The following is a 17,102-nucleotide window of genomic DNA, read 5'->3' on the forward strand; positions in this document are numbered from 1 at the left end:
AAACCTTTGAAAGTTAAGGCCTTGCGTAAAAACCTGCTGAACTCGAATGCTGAAGCGATGATCTGGGTTGTACTCGGAACGGCATTATTTTCCTTGATTTTTGCCTCTGGCAAATTCGGGGGAGACAGCCTGTCCGTCGTACAGATCCAGTTCCTGCGTTATGTCAGCGGCCTGGCAACGCTTCTGGCTGTGGTTGCCTTCAAGCGCGACAGCTTGCGCGTCTATCGCAGTGCCCGGCCGTTTTCCCATGCCATGCGCGCCGCGTTCGGTGTTTCCGGCGGCTTCGCGCTGATTTATGCCTCTGCGGCGATGCCGATTGTCGATGCAACGGCGCTTGGTCTTCTCTACGTGGTTTTCATCATCCCGCTGGCGGTTATCGTCCTCAAGGAAACTGTGACGAAGCAGCATATGGTCGGCATCACCCTCAGTTTCGCCGGTGCCGGTTTCATCATGATTTCACGCGGCGCCTTCACCCAGTTCGAGCCCGCCTATCTCGTCCCCGCAGCTATTGCTGTTCTCGGTGCCGCGTTACTCGCCATCGAAGGGCTGATGATCCGTGTCCTCTCCCATGCCGACCGCCCGCTGACGGTCCTGCTCTATGTCAACGCCTTTGGCATCCTGTTCCTGGCGATACCGGCGTTCTGGACATGGAAGGAAGCGTCCCTCTCCTCCATGGTCCCGTTTCTGCTGCTCGGCCCGATCGCGGTGGCGGCACAATACTGCGTCGTCCGCGGCTACCGGCTTGCCTCACTGGCGATCGTCGGTCCGGTCGATTATGCTTGGCTGGTCTTTGCCGCCGTCATCGGCTTCCTGTTCTTCAACGAAATTCCGACGACGGGCGTGATCGCCGGTGCGGCCATCATCGCCATTGGCGGTGTGATTCTTGCCGTGATAAAGCCCGAACCGGACAAAACCGCCGCCGAGATTCAATAGTTGCGTCACATAAGGCACACAGGAAGGTTTGCGACAGCACCCTGTCGCGGATACCAGCGCGCGCCGGACCGTTCGCTCCTACACTGCAGCACCGCAACCGGATTCCCGCCATGTCGCAGCCTCTGCCGCAATCCGTAACCGATGGCCAAAACAGCGCAACCCAGGGCGCAGCCTTGGTGCTCGGCTCGGCCATCGTCTGGAGTTTCGGCGGCACGCTGGCGCGCTTCCTGTCGATCGAGGATGGCTGGACCATCGTGTTCTGGCGCTCGCTGTTTGCCGCCCTGTTCCTCATCGGCTTCATGTTGCTGCGCGACGGGCCACGCGGCACCGTCTCGCTGTTTCGCAACATGGGCCTGCCGGGCATCGCGGTCGGGCTGTGTTTTGCCATCGCCTCGACCTCATTCATCCTGGCGCTTGCCTATACCACCGTTGCCAACATCGTTCTCATTCAGGCCGGCGTGCCGCTGATTGCGGCGCTGATCAGCTGGATCGTGTTTCGGGAACGCGTCTCGCTGCTGACCTGGCTTGCCATCGCTGCCGTGATTTCCGGCGTAGCGATCATGGTCTCGGATTCCGTGAACGGCGCGGTCTCGCCCGTGGGCGATGCGCTGGCCATCCTGATCGCCTTCGTCTTCGCGCTCGCCACCGTCATCACCCGGCGCTATGCCCATGTGCGCATGACACCGGCTGCCTGTTTCGGCACCATCGTCGCCGGAACGGTCGCAGCCATTATGGCGTCCGGCCTCAGTGTCACGCTGCCGGAGCTCGGCATCCTCGTGACGTTCGGCGCGCTCAACTTCGGCCTTGGCCTCGCCTTCTTCGTCACCGGCGCGCGGTTGATCCCCTCGGCGCTCGCGGCCCTGCTCGGCACCGCCGAGACGATCCTGGCGCCGCTCTGGGTGGCGCTGATCCACGGCGAGATCCCAAGCCTCAACACGATCCTCGGCGGCACGATCGTGCTGATCGCCCTCCTCTCCTATCTCAGCATCGAGATGTGGCGGCAGCGGCGTACCATGGCCTGAGCCAAATTGGCGAAAATCGCGAGTTTTCTTGACATGGCGGCGCAAAACCGTGAAGTCCTGAACAAAAGCCAAGGACAGGATACCATGACAGACGCCACGCAGCAGGACGACAAGCCCCTTTTCGGGCGGCCATGGGTATTCATCCGCGGTGTGCCGTCGATGAAGTTCCTGCCGCCGGAGGGCCCGTTCGAGATCGCCTTTGCCGGCCGCTCCAATGTCGGCAAGTCGTCGCTGATCAACGGGCTGGTCGGCCAGAAGGGGCTTGCCCGCACATCCAATACGCCAGGCCGTACCCAGGAACTCAACTATTTCGTACCGGACGGCTATTCCGGTCAGCCCGGCGACCTGCCGCCAATGGCGCTGGTCGACATGCCCGGTTACGGTTACGCCCAGGCGCCGAAAGAGCATGTCGATGCCTGGACCAAGCTGGTCTTCGACTATCTGCGCGGCCGCTCGACGCTGAAGCGCGTTTACGTCCTGATCGACAGCCGCCATGGCATCAAGAAGAACGACGAGGACGTCTTGAGCCTGCTCGACAAGGCGGCAGTCTCCTACCAGGTCGTGCTGACCAAGACCGACAAGATCAAGGACCCGGCGGTTCCGCGGCTGATTGCCGAGACGCTGGAAAAGATCAGGAAGCGGCCTGCGGCGTTCCCGGAGGTGCTTGCAACATCGTCCGAGAAGAACCTTGGCATGGAAGAACTGCGCGCCGCCATCAAGGTCGCCATCTCCACCTGACGCACAGCAATCACGCTAAAGCATGCCGCGCATTTTTGCGCGGCATGCTTTAATTGCATCTGTCACACTACCCCGACATGAACTGTGCTCTATCTCCCAGCGCGGGGCGGCCTTCCGGCGACCTCCAATGCGTTGAGAGTTCAAGGAGAACACGACATGTCCGATCTGATTGTGGTGGGTTTTGACAGTACGGAAGAAGCCGACAAGGTGCTTCTGAAGCTGAATACGCTGAAGAAGGAATATCTGATCGATCTGGAGGATGCCGTCGTCGTGGTGCGCGACGAGACCGGCAAGGTTCACTTGAAGCAGAGCATGAACCTGACGGCCATCGGCGCGACATCGGGGCTTCTCAGCGGCTCGCTCTGGGGCGGCCTCGTCGGTCTCCTGTTCCTCAACCCGCTGGCCGGCTTTGCCATCGGCGGCGCGATCGGCGCCGGCACTGGCGCGCTGTCGGGATCGCTGGCCGATTACGGCATCGATGACAATTTCATCAAGTCGCTCGGCGATACCATTCCCAACAATTCCTCGGCGCTTTTCGTGCTGGTGCGCAAGGTACAGCCTGAAAAGGTTCTGGCGGAGTTCCACGGCCTGCGCGGCAAGGTCTTGAAGACCTCGCTGTCGCCGGACCAGGAAGCCAAGCTTCAGGCGGCGCTGTCCGATTCCCAGCCTGCGGCTCCAGCAGCCCTTTAAACGGTCAGGCAGCCGATGCTGGCGTGAACGTCATTGCGAACCCGTTGATGCAATGGCGCATGCCAGTCGGCTGCGGCCCGTCATCGAAGATATGCCCGAGATGGCCACCGCACCGGCGGCAATGACATTCGGTGCGGGTCATGAACAGCGACGTGTCCTCACGCTTGCCGACAGCATCCGGCAGCGATTCCCAGAAGCTCGGCCACCCCGTGCCGCTGTCGTATTTCGCGTCCGACGAATAGACCGGCAGATCGCAACCGGCACAGTGAAACGTGCCCTTGCGTTTCTCGGTGTTGAGCGCGCTGGTAAACGGCCGTTCGGTGTCTTCATGCCGCAGGATCTGGTATTGCTCGGCGGTCAGGATCGCTTTCCATTCGGCATCGGTTTTGGTCACTTCGAACGTTTCGGCGGCGATGGCCCCGGGGCTGCCTCCGCGAAACGCCACCGCAGCGGTAAGGGCTACCCCGGAAAGAAGAAAAAAGCGTCGGCTTGTCATGGTCATCTCCCGTCTGCCTGATGGTGCCGGCAACACCTGAAAACTAATGCGGCGTTCGCCCGGGGGCAAAACAAATGCCAATCAATCCCGCGTGAGCAATCGCTTGAATACGAGATAAAAAGGCCACCGGCGAGTGAAGAGCCGGTGGCCTTGAGGCCGGAGAGGTCTCCGGCCCGGAGCCGAAAATGCATCGAGGATGCATCCGGCTCCCAAGCCACAAGGGCGTGGATCAGGATTTCGGCAGCAGCACCTTGTCGATCACATGGATGACACCGTTCGACTGCTTGACGTCGGCGATGGTAACATGCGCGACCCCGCCCATTTCATCGGTGAGCGTGATCTTGCCGCCCTTGTCCTTGGCCTTCAGAATGCAGCCGCCAACCGTCTTGACGTCATGGGTGCCGCCATCATCCTTGACCATCTTGGCGATCGCCTTGGACATTGCATCCGCTGCCACCACATGGCAGGTCAGAACCTTGGTCAGCATCGCCTTGTTTTCGGGCTTCAGAAGGGTTTCCACAGTGCCCTTAGGCAGGGCGGCAAAGGCTTCATTGGTCGGAGCAAAAACCGTGAACGGCCCCTTACCCTCAAGCGTTTCGACGAGGCCGGCAGCCTTGACGGCGGCGACCAGCGTCGTGTGATCCTTGGAATTGACGGCATTTTCGACGATGTTCTTGTTGGCATACATCGGCGCGCCGCCGACCATCGGATTTTCAGCGTGCGCTGCAAAGGAACCTGTGGCCAGTATCGAAGCGACGGTGACCGTGCGCAGCATGGACTTGAACATTTCTCTTCCTTCCTGTTGATCTCGCGGACCCGCGTTGCGGATCTCTCCCAAGTTTTTTCTGGAATTCTTGTTCTCTGCGCAGAGGACAGAACAAGGTACGCAAGGTCGCCGGAAAGAGTTTCAGGAAAAATATGAACAATCCAAATAATTGATTTCATTTACCTCTTCGGAAGTCGCGCGCGGCACAATGAATAAAGGCCGCCCTCTTGCAAGGGCAGCCATTCGGTAACCAATTACTTACAATAAGCCGCTACGGCCGCCGCGTCTTGCCGACGGCAACGACCGGGCCGGTGGCCGTGGCGGTCGGCGAGCCGCCGAAAGGCTCGACACTGACGGCGAGCGTGACGCCTGCACCGAACTTCGAACGTAGCTCCGGCGGAATGATGATCTCACCCTCGCCCGTCTGCGGCAGGATGCCCAGCGACTTGGCGGGGTTATCGCCTTCGATCAGCCAGAGTTCCAGCGATTTGGCCTCGGCCTGCTTTGCCGCCACCGGCGTGATCTTCAGGGCGCCGTTGCCGGCGTCGTATTGCGCCAGAAGATTGATCGTCGTGCTGGCATCGCCAGTCAGTTCGGCCACCAGCGGCTTCGTCTGACTGACAGGCGTCAGGACACCCGTGGCGAAGGTCGCAACCGTCACGAGACCCGCCACCGATGCCAACGTCAGCATGCGCCACAGGGCCAGAGAATTCCATACCCCCGTGGCAGCAACAGCCGGTTTGGCCTGCGCGGCAAACAGGCGGCGCTCGACAGCGACCAGCACCTGCGGTGGCGGCGTGACCGGCTCGTAAGCATCGTCGAAAGAGGAGAGATTGCTCTGCCAGTGATTGACCATGGCAGCAAAGGCGCCATCGAGAACCATGCGCGCCTCGACCTTGCGGCGGTCGTCGGCAGACAGAACACCCAGAACATACTCGCCCGCAATCACCTGGTCGCGGCGGGAATCTCCGCTTTCGGGATTCTGTGTGGTCATCGCTCCATGCACTCTCTGAGTTTCAACAGACTGCGGCGCAGCCATGTTCGCATCGTGTTCAGCGGCGTGCCGAAAAGGTCGGCCAATTCCTGGTAGCTTAACCCTTCGACATAGGCCTTGCGTACGGCATCGGCGCGATCTGCCTCGAGTTCATTCATGCAATTGTCGATCCGGCGGCCCTCTGCCGTATTGATGGCAGCTTTTTCCGGGTCCGGCGCAGAATCCGCCAGATCATAGGCCTCGTCAATCGTGTTTGCCACCGGCTTTCTTGCCCGCAGATGATCGATCGCATGATTGCGCGCAATCGCCGAAAGCCAGGACATCGGATTGGTGTCGCCGCTGGCAAAACGGTCTGCCCGCTGCCATATCTTGATGTAGATTTCCTGCAAGGCTTCTTCCGCTTCCGTCCGGTCTCTCAAAATACGGACGCAAATGGCGAAAAGTTTCGGACTGGTCTGCCTGTAGAGCGCGGAAAAGGCGGCACGATCTTTCAGCGAGATCCGGCCGATCAGCGTGGAGATGTCGTCTGTGGTCATTGATGCTCCGGTCCTCGTCCGTCAGCGGCGAACATAGGGCACAAATCCGGGGATAAAAAGGGGAGTTGCGGCAGATAAAAACGGTGATAGAGGCTGATGTCACACCGGCTTTATCTTTGCCACGGATCATTCCCTCCACCGGAAACTTGCGCTAAACAGCACCCGGCTAATTTCGAGGTATTTCCATGTCCGCATCAGAAAGCGAAATCCAGGCAAATCTTCTCGCCAAGGCGCTGCCCTATATGCAGCGCTACGAGAACAAAACGATCGTGGTAAAATATGGCGGCCACGCCATGGGCAATGCCGAGCTCGGCAAGGCCTTTGCCGCGGATATCGCGCTTTTGAAGCAGTCGGGTGTCAACCCGATTGTTGTTCATGGCGGCGGTCCGCAGATCGGCGCGATGCTGACCAAGATGGGCATCGAATCAAAGTTCGAAGGCGGCCTGCGCGTCACCGATCAGAAAACCGTCGAGATCGTCGAAATGGTTCTGGCCGGCTCGATCAACAAGGAAATCGTCGCGCTGATCAACCAGACCGGCGAATGGGCGATCGGCCTGTGCGGCAAGGACGGCAACATGGTCTTTGCCGAGAAGGCCAAGAAGACCATCAAGGATCCGGACAGCAATATCGAACGCGTTCTCGATCTCGGCTTTGTCGGCGAGATCGTCGAAGTCGACCGCACCCTGCTCGACCTGCTCGCCCGCTCGGAAATGATCCCGGTCATCGCCCCGGTCGCTCCCGGCCGCGACGGCGCCACCTACAACATCAACGCCGACACGTTTGCCGGCGCCATTGCCGGCGCGCTGAACGCCACGCGCCTGCTGTTCCTCACGGATGTTCCGGGCGTGCTCGACAAGAAGGGCGAACTGATCAAGGAACTCTCGGTCGCCGAAGCGCATGCGCTGATCAAGGACGGCACGATTTCCGGCGGCATGATTCCGAAGGTCGAAACCTGCATCGAAGCGCTTTCCCGCGGCGTCGAAGGCGTCGTCATCCTCAACGGCAAGACGGCACACTCGGTTCTGCTCGAAATCTTCACGGAACATGGTGCGGGAACGCTAATCGTTCCGTAAGGCTGGCCGTAACGGATCTTCCTACCTCCGTCATTCCTGCTGTACTTGCCACAGGAATCCGGCCACGCGACATCCGTCGTGTGAAAAATCTTTCAGCGGCGCGGATGCGCCGCTACTGAATCCCCGCCACAGGTCCTTGGGTTAAACTCGAGGAGAAGATGACGGGAGAGTGAGATTGCCGCTCCAGAATCGTTAACCCGCGCGAGCGGTGGGAAACCCAAGCCCTCAGCCCTGCTGATATACCTTTGTCGCCTCACCCTTCAGCCACTCGATCATCGCCCGGTACGGGCCTGGCCCAAAGCTGATCCGCGCGACACCCAGCGCCGCCAGCGCCTTTATCTCCATGCCCGGCCGCATCATGATGTTTACCGGCAGCGCCACGGCCTCGCAGACACGGCCTATCAGGTCCGGATTCGACAGTCCCGGCACGAAGAAGCCGCTGGCACCGGCTTCGGCATAGGCCGCCGCCCGTTCGATTGCCTCATCAACCAGCGGCGCATGCCGGACAGGATCGGAGAGCTTCAAAAACAGATCGGTGCGGGCATTGATGAAGAAGGGAATGCCCTTTTCGTCGGCCTTGGTGCGGATCGCCTTCACCCGCGCCGCCTGCGCTTCGACCGTATGCAGCCCGCTGCCGCCAACCACCTGATCCTCGAAGTTGATGCCGACGGCACCGGTATCGATCACCCGGCCGACATTTTCAGCGGTCGACCCAGCGTCTTCGGCATATCCGCCCTCGAAATCGATCGACACCGGCAGGTCGGTCGCAGCGACAATGCTGCGGGCGATATCGACGAGTTGCAGCATCGGGATCTGCTGGCCGTCGCCGTAGCCATTGGCATCGGCCACCGACCAGCTTCCGGTCGCCAAAGCCTTGGCGCCGGAGGCCGCCACAGCCTTGGCCGTGCCCGCATCCCAGATGTTGTAGAGCACCACCGGATCGCCCTTGCGATGCAGATTGGCGAATGCCTTTGCCTTGTCCGTCTGGTTCATCATCTTTCCTCCGAAAACAATCCCGTTGGCCTCATCCTGCCTTCATGCCGCAAAAGCCACTGCTTGCGCCAGATGCCGCCGCCATATCCGGTCAGCGAGCCATCTGTACCAATGCAGCGATGACAGGGAATGACAATCGAAATCTGGTTGGCGCCATTGGCCTTGGCAACGGCCCGGACCGCTTTCATCGTATCCACGTCGCGGGCGATATCACCATAGGATCGTGTCTCGCCTGGCGGAATATCCTGCAGTTTCGCCCAGACCTGCCGCTCGAATGCCGTTCCGTTCAGGGCCAGCGGCGTCTTGAAGGCGTCCGGCTTGCCGGCGAAATAGTCCGAAAGCTCAGTCTCGATCTGCGCGATCGGCGGCGTCTTTCCGGGCGCCACGGACGAGCGCGTGTTCCGCTTCAGCTTCTCCATCTCGGCCGGCAATCCCTTGCGATCATGAAACTCCAGGAGATGCAGGCGTGTCTCGTCGGCCACCGCAACCATCGGCCCGAGCGGCGTTTCCATCCAGTCGGCATAAAGCAGCGTCCGCCCCTGCGACATCGCCGGGGCTCCGCCGATCAGCCGCGCGAAGGCGGCACGAAAGCCGCTTGGCGATTCATAGCCGGCCTCGATCTGGGCATCGATGACGCGGCCGCCATCTGCGAGATGCCGTGCTGCGGCACCCAGCCTTCGATGCCGGGCGAGATCGAGGAAAGTGATGCCGAGATGGCGCTTGAAGGCGCGGCGCACGGTCGAAGGATCATAGCCGCGCCGGATCAGATCGGTCTCGCTCCAGCGCCGTTCGGGATCGGCGTCAAGCGTCTGCATCAGGCCGTCGACGATCGCATCCTTGCCACCCGCCGTCTCGAGTGGACGGCAGCGCAGGCAGGGCCGGAAACCCGCCTCCAGGCAGGTGCCGATCGAATCGGTGAAAATCGTGTTCTCACGCCGGGGTTTTCGCGCCGGGCATGAGAGACGGCAGAAGATGCCGGTGGTTTTGACACAGACGAAAGCCGAACCTTCATAGTCGGTGCTGCGCGCCAGGAGCGCGTCGTAAAGGGTGTCTTCAGGGGGCAGATCAAACAGCATGATCCCTTCTACCACCGGACGATTCTGAGCGCCGCCGAAAATCGGGCGCGTATTTTTTAAAGAACCAGCAGCATCACCACGCCGAGCACGATCAGCAGGCAACCGAGAACTTCCAGCTTGTTGATCCACTCGCGGAAGATGAAGACGGCGGAGGCAAAGGTGAACAGCATTTCCACCTGCGCCACCACCTTGACGATCGCCGCCTGCTGCAGCGTCATCGCCATAAACCAGCCGAACGAGGCGGACGCGCCGGCAAACCCGACCAGCAGGCCCGGCCGCCAGGCCTTGACCACCCGTTTCAACTCATCCGGCTCGCGGATCAGGATCCAGACCAGCATCGTCACGGTCTGCAGCAGGATGACGAAACCGAGCGTGAAGCTCGCCTGCATGACGAAATCCGGCTCGGGCAGGCTAGGCGCCAGCGCCAGCGATGCAGACCGGTAAGACACCGCCGACAGGCCGAAGAACGTGCCGGACAGAACGCCGATCCCGGCTGTGCGGGTAAACACCGACGTCACCAGCGATGTGACGCTGAGCGGCGTGCGCGCCACCGAAATGATCATCACGCCGACGACGGAAATCGCGATCGCAACCAGCGTCCCCCGGCTTGCCGCTTCGCCGAGAAAGATCAGCGCAAACAAAGCCGCCTGTGCCGGTTCCGTGCGCGAATAGGCGGTTCCGACGGCAAAATTGCGAAAGGAAAACAGATGCACGAGCAGGAAGGTCGCGGCGATCTGCGACAGACCGCCGATCACAGCCCACAGGAAGAAATGCGCATCCGGAACCGGCAGCGGCCGGTCGAACCCGCGCCAGAGAATGGCGAGGTAGACCAGCGCGAACGGCACGCCGTAACCGAAGCGCACGAAGGTCGCCCCGGTCGTACCCATCACACCCTTCAGGTGTTTTTGCATGGCGGAGCGGATGTTCTGCAGGAAGGCAGCCGCGATGGTGATGACGATCCAAGTTTGCATCCTTGCGGGCTAGCATGCCCGGCGGCGGGAATCCATCACCGCGCATCGCGCAACCGGGCCATTGTCGCCTTTAGGCAACAAGGCCGCTGGCGTTTTCGCCACAAACGCCAGGTCACGGACCTCCACGCTTGCGCGGCGCATGCGGTTGGGTAGCGTCAGCGCAATTCAGACCAGGGACGCCGGATGCCAGATCTGCACTATGAAGAGCCATCGCTGGCGGAGCTTTACGATCTCGACAGCGGCTGGTCGCTCGACCGCGATTTCTATCTGGCGCTGGCCGGCAAGGCGCCGCAGCGGGTCCTCGATCTCGGCTGCGGGACCGGGCTGCTCTGCGACGCCTATGCCGCGCTTGGCCATGTGGTCACCGGCGTAGACCCTGCCAGAGCCATGCTCGATATCGCCCGGCAAAAGCCCAACGGCGACCGGATCGATTGGGTGCAGGCCGCAGCCCAGCATTTCCGCTCGCCGGAACGGTTCGACTTGATCATCATGACCGGTCACGCCTTCCAGGTCTTTCTCGACGACAGCGACGTGCTCGCCGTGCTGGCAACGATACGCCAGCACCTTGCGCCGGGCGGCATGATCGCCTTCGAGAGCCGCAACCCGGCGATCGACTGGCCCGCCCGCTGGAACCGCGATGCCGACCTTGCGGCCGAAGGACACTCCATCCGCCAGTCGCGCCGGGTTTCGCGCATGGCCAACAGGCGCATTGCATTCGACACCCACTATGAACTGCCCGGCCGTACGCTCGTTTCGTCCAGCGAACTGCTCTTCCTGTCGCGAACCGAGATCGAAGACCATCTGACCGCATCCGGCCTGCGGGCAGAAGCCGTCTATGGCGGCTGGCTGTCGGAACCGTTCGACGAGGCCGTTTCCGAGGAAATCATCGTCATCGTCCGGGCGGCATGAACAGAGCGACACATTTCCCATTTGCGTCCGCCGCGACCCATGGCATAACGCGCAGATGACCCAGCTCGACCGCCTGCCGACCCAAGCCGATTTCGCCCATGTCACTGACTGGGTGTTCGATCTCGACAACACGCTTTATCCGCATCACGTCAATCTGTTCTCGCAGATCGACCGCAACATGACGGCGTATGTCTCTGCCCTTTTGACCTTGGACCCGGTTGAAGCGAAGAAGCTGCAGAAGGAATATTACCGTGATCACGGCACCACGCTGCAGGGGCTGATGATCCATCACGGCATCGATCCCAACGATTTCCTGCAAAAGGCGCATGCGATCGACTATTCCGTCGTTCCGGCCGATCCGGCGCTCGGCGAGGCGATCAAGGCGCTGCCGGGACGCAAGTTCATCTTCACCAACGGTAGCGTCAAACACGCTGAAATGACGGCGCGCGCGCTTGGTATCCTCGATAATTTCGACGATATTTTCGATATCGTCGCGGCCGACTATGTGCCCAAGCCCGCCGGCGACACCTATCACAAGTTCATGAGCCTGCATCGGGTCGATACCAGGCACGCCGCCATGTTCGAAGACCTGCCGCGCAACCTGATCGTGCCCAAAACGCTCGGCATGAAGACGGTTCTCCTGGTTCCGCGCAATTTCGAATATGAGTTCGCTGAATCCTGGGAAAAGACGGAGGATGGGTCAGCGCAGGTCGATTACGTCACAGAAGACTTGACGGACTTCCTCAACCGGCTGTTGTCCGAAGGCTGACATCGCTCCCGGAACACAGTTTTGACACTGAAAAACCCTTTTCTTGTCAAAGACTTACATTACCAAACTTTAACTGGCCATCCCGGCCAGCCTGTCTATCCTCATCTCAGGGTCAATGATCACTGAAAGGATTTCGACATGCGAAAGAACACTTTGATTCTCGGCGCCGTCGCCGCCAGCCTCGCTCTCACCGGCTTTGTTGCCCCCACCTTCGCCGCCCGGCAAAAGCCGACGCCGGAGCAGCGGGCCGAATGGACGATCAAGCGCTTCGATACCAATGGCGACAACAAGGTTTCGCCGGACGAAATTCATGCCCGCATGACAGAAGCCTTCAAGGCTTTCGATACCGACGGCAACGGCCAGGTCACCCGCGAAGAAATCGAGGCAGTGCGCAAGGCGCGCGGCCAGGAATGGCGCGCCGCCAAGGAAAAGACCGGCGCAGACAGGACTGCAGCGATCGAAAAGCTTAAAGAGACACGCCCGGCCATGCTGCCCGGCATCCGGCACAAGGGCTTCGATCGCGCCGATACCGACAAGAACGGCTCGCTCAGCCTTGCTGAAGTCACAGCCCGGGCCGATGCAATGTTCAAGCGCCGCGACACCAATGGCGACGGCGTCATCGACGCCTCGGATTTCACCAAAACCAAGAAAATCTGATAGCATGACCCCGGCCAACCCTTTGGCCGGGGTCCTCAGCTTGCAGTCAATCTCTTACTACGGCGCAAAGCGGATGGCACGCCGGAAGAGCGGGTAGCTCCAGTCCAGCACCAGCATCACCACCAGCGAGATTCCCACCAGCGGAAAGAGAATGCCGCCGATCGCGAGCAGCGCGATCAGGCCGCGAAACACCCTTCTGTCCGAAGGCATCGGCGGCACACCGAGCGACCCCTTTGGCCGGCGCTTCCACCACATGACAGCGGCCGAAACCGCAAGCAGCACGATGGCGATGCAGGCCGCGAGTAGTACGAGTTGATTGATGAGCCCGAATTCCTGCCCCATATGGACATTGATGCCCCACTCCAGCGCCCTGCCGAGCGGGCCGTAATCGGCATAGCTCATGTCGATCAGCGGCTTGCCGCTATACTGGTCGAGATGCACGACGCGCTGCTGCGAAACATCGTCAGGATAGACGGAGCCGGTATAGACGCCTTGCGGCTTTGCCGGAATGTTGACGGCATAGCCATGATGCAGGCCTAGCCTGTCAAACGTGGCGACGGCCTGATCGAGGCTGATCGGCACGACACCTTGTCCTGTCGATTGCGGAACCTGTGCCTGTTCCAGCGACCACGTCGTCTTGGCGATATGATCAAGATGTTCGCCGGACATCGGCACGGCTGTGCGCACGCCGGCCGGATAGCCGAAATTGTTGCCGTTCGCCCATTCGTTGACCTTCTCGCCCCAGACGCCCGACCAGGGCATGCCGGTCACGGCGAGAAAGACAATGAAGAAGCCGACGAAGATGCCGCTGACCGCATGGGTGTCGCGCCAGAATACCCGCCGTTTCGGCGTGCCGCGTACGCTCACAACCCCGCCTGTCTGGGTGCGGGGCCACCAGAGATAGATGCCGGTGGCGACCAGAAGTATCGACCACCCCGCCGCAATCTCGATCAGCGTCCGCGCGAAAGAGCCGAAATATTTCAGGCTGTGCAGGCTGCGGATGGTCCACATGATGGTGCCGCGATCAGGCAACGCGCCCAGTATCTTTCCGTCATAGGGATTGACGTAAACCGCCATCCGGCCGGCAGCAGGCGTGCTGACGGTGATCTCGACGGAATCGGTTGAGGATGGCGGATCGGTATATTTGATCGCCGTGCCGGGATAGGCGGCCAGCGCCGCCGCGACCATCACTGAGGGTGCGGCCGTGGCGGTATTTTCCTGAACCTCGACCCGCTTCAGGTCGGCATAGACGAGACCATCGATCTCGTCGCGAAACAGATAGAGCGCGCCGGTGACTGCCAGCGTGATCAGAAACGGCAGAACCAGAAGGCCTGCATAGAAATGCCAGCGCCAGACGGCGCGGTAAAGGTCGGACGGCGAACGCACCGCAACAGCAGCGTCCACGCGGCCGATGGTGAAATCGGACATGGGTTTCTCCAGATGAGCTTAGATAGCGGCCACCGCGTCACGCGCGGCCGGGATTCAAGACGTCATGCGGAAGAGGATGGAGGGGCTCTCGCCTCGGCGAGGAAGCTGCGTAAAACAACACGCGGAGTTGGCTTTGCGACGACATAGATTTCGGCCGCCGCACGAAGAACAGGCGTTAGGATATCGATCGAACGGCCAGGCAAAGCAGGCGTATAGCCAGCCGCTATCTGGCAGAGCGTAGCGCACAGGTCATGGGCGGCCTTTGCAGGCCCACCGTCAGGCAAAGTCTGCTGCGGCCCGTCCTCATGCGCGATGCAAAGGATGTTGAACGGATCGACGGCAGCGCTGGCCATCGTTCCATGGGCAACACCGGAGAGAAGCCCCTGGACCAACAGCATGGCAGCGAACAGCACGGCAATCGCGCTGGCCGACACTCTATCTCTCAAGACAAGCCGCAGGGTTTTCATCACGGCTCATTGCCACAGCCGCGGCGCGCTGTCACTGCGACACAACGCCGGTTGCGCTACTGGCGGCGGCAGGGACCCGTCGGACGCCTAATGGCGTCGTTTGGCGGCCGCCAACTTGACTTCACCCTCATCCTCGCCGTCCCAGTAATGCGCCCGGACGGCGCTGATCCTGATCAGAACCATACCTTTGGTGTCGATGCCGTCCTTGAACCAGTCATCGAGATCCGGCGTCCAATGCTTCTTGAACATGGCCTTGTCCTTGATGACATCGGCTTCGCCTTCCACCGCCACCATGAAGGCCTTCTGCCCCTGGAAGGACAGACCCACTTTGGAGTTGCGTTTGATATCATCGACCATCCGCGACTTTTCCCAGGTGAAATAATAGGAATCGCCGTCGTAATCGACCTCGCCATTGTTGCTCATTGGACGTGCGGCGATGGCACCGCCATCGGTGTGGGTCGATAACATGGCGATATCGATATCGCGCATTTTCGAGGCTATGTCGGAAAGGTTCTTGTCACTCATGATCGTCTCCCATGTCGATGACTGACGTGAAAACGCAGCCCGCGCCGATTGGTTCAGACGCGGGCCGGAAAAGACGGCATCGTGATCGCTTTATCGCGCGCCGGAGGCCACGGGCACTGTTGCCGGATCAACCGTCTCGTAGAATTTCGAGATGATCTCCCAGGCTTCCTCGGCAGTTTCGACGAACTGAACGAGATCGAGATCGTTGGGCGCGATGGTGCCGAAATCGGCCAGCGCCTCGAAATTGATGACGCTGCGCCAGAATTTTTCGCCAAACAGGATCAGCGGCACCAGTGCCATGCGGCCCGTCTGCATCAGCGTGATCGTCTCGAACAACTCATCGAACGTCCCGAAACCGCCCGGAAAAACCGTGACGGCCTTGGCACGCAACAGGAAGTGCATCTTGCGGATGGCGAAGTAGTGGAAGTTGAACGACAGGTCGGGCGTCACATATTGATTGGGAGCCTGCTCGTGCGGCAGCACGATGTTCAATCCGATCGACGGCGCGCCGATGTCGTCGGCGCCGCGATTGCCCGCCTCCATCACGCCCGGCCCTCCGCCGGTGGTCACCACATACTCCGTATAGCCGGACTCGGCCGAATGCTGGGAGCAGAGGCGGGCGAATTTGCGAGCCTCCTCGTAATAGACAGAGGCAGCCGTCAGGTTCTGGCGCTGGGTGTCGTTCTTCGCCGCCCAGGCATCGCCGCCGGGCTCGGGAATGCGGGCGCCGCCGAACATCACCACCGTCGAATTGATGCCGCGTTCGGCCATGATCATTTCGGGCTTCAGCAATTCCAGCTGCAACCGCATGGGGCGCAGCTCTTCGCGAGCCATGAAATCATCGTCCGTATAGGCGAGCCTGTAGGATGGTGACATTGATTGTGGTGTCTGTGGAACGCCCGCCGCGCGCTTGCGCGTCTGCTGGCTATCGACCAGGGGATCCCAGACCCCATCCTTGCGCCGCAGATTCCGCTTCTTCATTCTTGCCATGTCAAACTTTCCTGCCGCAAACCGGCTGCAAATCATCGCTGCCGGATGCTCCTTTCAACATCCTGGTCGCTACGGATCAAATCACCCGTGCTCATTCCGGGACATACACCTTCATCCAGCCCCGACTGCAACCGAAAACCACTTCAATTTTTCGGGATCATGCTCTAGAGCAGGTTACGATAGACGCCGAAGTTTAAGGAATTCCGATGACGACCCATGATCTCGCCTCCCTGTCGCAGACCATCGACACCGCGTTCGACAACCGCGACAGCGTCACCATCAACACCAAGGGCGAGATCCGCGATGCGGTGGACACGGCTCTCAATCTGCTCGACGGCGGCAAGGTGCGCGTGGCCGAACGCGGCACTGATGGCAACTGGACCGTCAATCAATGGCTGAAAAAGGCCGTTCTCCTGTCGTTCCGCTTGAACGACATGGAGGTCGTCAAGGGCGGCCCGGGCCAGTCCACCTGGTGGGACAAGGTTCCCTCGAAATTCGAAGGCTGGGGCGAAAACCAGTTCCGCGACGCCGGTTTTCGCGCAGTGCCAAATGCTGTTGTGCGCCGCTCCGCCTATATCGCTCCCAATGCCATCCTGATGCCGTCCTTCGTCAATCTCGGCGCCTATGTCGGCGAAGGCACGATGGTCGACACCTGGGCGACCGTTGGTTCCTGCGCCCAGATCGGCAAGCATGTGCATCTGTCCGGCGGCGTCGGCATCGGCGGCGTGCTGGAACCGATGCAGGCCGGCCCGACGATCATCGAGGACAACTGCTTCATCGGCGCCCGCTCGGAAGTGGTCGAAGGCTGCATCGTGCGCGAGGGCTCGGTGCTCGGCATGGGCGTGTTCATCGGCAAGTCGACCAAGATCGTCGACCGCGCAACCGGCGAAGTGACCTATGGCGAAGTACCACCCTATTCCGTCGTCGTCGCAGGCTCGATGGGTTCCGGTGCAGTGATGCCGAACGGCTTGGTTGCCCCGAACCTCTATTGCGCCGTCATCGTCAAGCGCGTCGATGAAAAGACCCGCTCGAAGACCGGCATCAACGAACTCCTGCGAGACTAACCACA

At 60.7% G+C, this 17,102-nt stretch carries 20 protein-coding genes; 9 read left to right on the top strand and 11 right to left on the bottom strand.

Annotated elements, in window-relative coordinates; all coding sequences use genetic code 11:
* The first annotated feature begins 6 nt into the window (after positions 1–6).
* The 4 genes from ACSQ3J_RS06415 to ACSQ3J_RS06430 all read left to right on the top strand — a co-directional run bounded on the left by ACSQ3J_RS06415 (position 7) and on the right by ACSQ3J_RS06430 (position 3,383).
* Complete coding sequence (locus ACSQ3J_RS06415) at positions 7–933, top strand: DMT family transporter (RefSeq protein WP_060500725.1); 927 nt, start codon at positions 7–9, stop codon at positions 931–933.
* 110 nt (positions 934–1,043) lie between these two features.
* Complete coding sequence (locus tag ACSQ3J_RS06420; protein ID WP_082511897.1) at positions 1,044–1,955, top strand: DMT family transporter; 912 nt, start codon at positions 1,044–1,046, stop codon at positions 1,953–1,955.
* Between the two features lie 84 nt (positions 1,956–2,039).
* Complete coding sequence (gene yihA / locus ACSQ3J_RS06425; protein WP_060501388.1) at positions 2,040–2,693, top strand: ribosome biogenesis GTP-binding protein YihA/YsxC; 654 nt, start codon at positions 2,040–2,042, stop codon at positions 2,691–2,693.
* Positions 2,694–2,849: 156 nt separating this feature from the next.
* Positions 2,850–3,383, top strand: a complete 534-nt coding sequence (locus ACSQ3J_RS06430; protein WP_060500727.1) for a DUF1269 domain-containing protein — start codon at positions 2,850–2,852, stop codon at positions 3,381–3,383.
* Positions 3,384–3,387: 4 nt separating this feature from the next.
* On the opposite strand, the gene msrB is transcribed toward ACSQ3J_RS06430, so the two are convergent.
* From msrB to ACSQ3J_RS06450, 4 genes are all read right to left on the bottom strand, one after another.
* Positions 3,388–3,879, bottom strand: a complete 492-nt coding sequence (msrB, locus tag ACSQ3J_RS06435) for a peptide-methionine (R)-S-oxide reductase MsrB (RefSeq protein WP_060501390.1) — start codon at positions 3,877–3,879, stop codon at positions 3,388–3,390.
* 229 nt (positions 3,880–4,108) lie between these two features.
* Positions 4,109–4,666, bottom strand: coding sequence for a fasciclin domain-containing protein (locus ACSQ3J_RS06440; protein ID WP_060500729.1), 558 nt, complete (start codon positions 4,664–4,666; stop codon positions 4,109–4,111).
* A 250-nt stretch (positions 4,667–4,916) separates the two neighbouring features.
* Complete coding sequence (locus ACSQ3J_RS06445) at positions 4,917–5,639, bottom strand: anti-sigma factor (RefSeq protein WP_436038899.1); 723 nt, start codon at positions 5,637–5,639, stop codon at positions 4,917–4,919.
* Positions 5,636–6,175 (bottom strand): sigma-70 family RNA polymerase sigma factor, encoded by a 540-nt coding sequence (locus ACSQ3J_RS06450; protein ID WP_060500733.1) that lies wholly within the window; start codon positions 6,173–6,175, stop codon positions 5,636–5,638. The genes ACSQ3J_RS06445 and ACSQ3J_RS06450 overlap by 4 nt, the downstream gene beginning before the upstream one ends.
* A gap of 185 nt (positions 6,176–6,360) precedes the next feature.
* Here ACSQ3J_RS06450 and argB point away from each other — a divergent pair, with 185 nt between their 5' ends.
* The gene (gene argB, locus ACSQ3J_RS06455; protein WP_060500735.1) at positions 6,361–7,248 is read left to right on the top strand and encodes an acetylglutamate kinase; all 888 of its coding nucleotides are present in this window, start codon (positions 6,361–6,363) and stop codon (positions 7,246–7,248) included.
* A 225-nt stretch (positions 7,249–7,473) separates the two neighbouring features.
* Here argB and ACSQ3J_RS06460 read toward each other — a convergent pair whose 3' ends face one another.
* Genes ACSQ3J_RS06460 through ACSQ3J_RS06470 form a run of 3 tightly spaced genes read right to left on the bottom strand, consistent with a single transcriptional unit; the run spans position 7,474 to position 10,288 of the window.
* On the bottom strand, positions 7,474–8,241 hold the full coding sequence (locus ACSQ3J_RS06460) for an isocitrate lyase/PEP mutase family protein (protein WP_060500737.1): 768 nt from the start codon (positions 8,239–8,241) through the stop codon (positions 7,474–7,476).
* Complete coding sequence (locus tag ACSQ3J_RS06465) at positions 8,241–9,317, bottom strand: bifunctional transcriptional activator/DNA repair enzyme AdaA (protein ID WP_060500739.1); 1,077 nt, start codon at positions 9,315–9,317, stop codon at positions 8,241–8,243. Before ACSQ3J_RS06465 ends, ACSQ3J_RS06460 begins: the two co-directional genes overlap by 1 nt.
* A 56-nt stretch (positions 9,318–9,373) precedes the next feature.
* The gene (locus ACSQ3J_RS06470; RefSeq protein WP_060500741.1) at positions 9,374–10,288 is read right to left on the bottom strand and encodes an EamA family transporter; all 915 of its coding nucleotides are present in this window, start codon (positions 10,286–10,288) and stop codon (positions 9,374–9,376) included.
* Between the two features lie 183 nt (positions 10,289–10,471).
* On the opposite strand from ACSQ3J_RS06470, the gene ACSQ3J_RS06475 reads away from it, so the two are divergent.
* The 3 genes from ACSQ3J_RS06475 to ACSQ3J_RS06485 all read left to right on the top strand — a co-directional run bounded on the left by ACSQ3J_RS06475 (position 10,472) and on the right by ACSQ3J_RS06485 (position 12,623).
* Positions 10,472–11,197 carry a class I SAM-dependent methyltransferase gene (locus ACSQ3J_RS06475; RefSeq protein ID WP_060500743.1) on the top strand — a complete coding sequence of 242 codons (726 nt, stop codon included), beginning with the start codon at positions 10,472–10,474 and terminating at the stop codon, positions 11,195–11,197.
* A 55-nt stretch (positions 11,198–11,252) separates the two neighbouring features.
* Positions 11,253–11,966, top strand: coding sequence for a pyrimidine 5'-nucleotidase (locus ACSQ3J_RS06480; protein WP_112834485.1), 714 nt, complete (start codon positions 11,253–11,255; stop codon positions 11,964–11,966).
* A gap of 138 nt (positions 11,967–12,104) precedes the next feature.
* Positions 12,105–12,623 (top strand): EF-hand domain-containing protein, encoded by a 519-nt coding sequence (locus ACSQ3J_RS06485; protein ID WP_060500745.1) that lies wholly within the window; start codon positions 12,105–12,107, stop codon positions 12,621–12,623.
* A 57-nt stretch (positions 12,624–12,680) separates the two neighbouring features.
* On the opposite strand, the gene ACSQ3J_RS06490 is transcribed toward ACSQ3J_RS06485, so the two are convergent.
* From ACSQ3J_RS06490 to ACSQ3J_RS06505, 4 genes are all read right to left on the bottom strand, one after another.
* Complete coding sequence (locus tag ACSQ3J_RS06490; RefSeq protein WP_060500747.1) at positions 12,681–14,051, bottom strand: PepSY-associated TM helix domain-containing protein; 1,371 nt, start codon at positions 14,049–14,051, stop codon at positions 12,681–12,683.
* Between the two features lie 62 nt (positions 14,052–14,113).
* Positions 14,114–14,518 (bottom strand): hypothetical protein, encoded by a 405-nt coding sequence (locus ACSQ3J_RS06495; protein ID WP_156393807.1) that lies wholly within the window; start codon positions 14,516–14,518, stop codon positions 14,114–14,116.
* An 87-nt stretch (positions 14,519–14,605) separates the two neighbouring features.
* A complete protein-coding gene (locus ACSQ3J_RS06500) occupies positions 14,606–15,043 on the bottom strand; it encodes a pyridoxamine 5'-phosphate oxidase family protein (RefSeq protein ID WP_060500751.1) in 438 nt (145 codons plus the stop codon).
* 90 nt (positions 15,044–15,133) lie between these two features.
* Positions 15,134–16,033 (bottom strand): LOG family protein, encoded by a 900-nt coding sequence (locus ACSQ3J_RS06505; protein WP_060501393.1) that lies wholly within the window; start codon positions 16,031–16,033, stop codon positions 15,134–15,136.
* A 206-nt stretch (positions 16,034–16,239) separates the two neighbouring features.
* Here ACSQ3J_RS06505 and dapD point away from each other — a divergent pair, with 206 nt between their 5' ends.
* A complete protein-coding gene (gene dapD / locus ACSQ3J_RS06510; protein ID WP_060500753.1) occupies positions 16,240–17,097 on the top strand; it encodes a 2,3,4,5-tetrahydropyridine-2,6-dicarboxylate N-succinyltransferase in 858 nt (285 codons plus the stop codon).
* The last annotated feature ends 5 nt before the right edge of the window (positions 17,098–17,102 follow it).

Origin of the sequence: Rhizobium sp. LjRoot98, assembly GCF_964252935.1 — a bacterium.
Taxonomy (GTDB): Bacteria; Pseudomonadota; Alphaproteobacteria; order Rhizobiales; family Rhizobiaceae; genus Pararhizobium.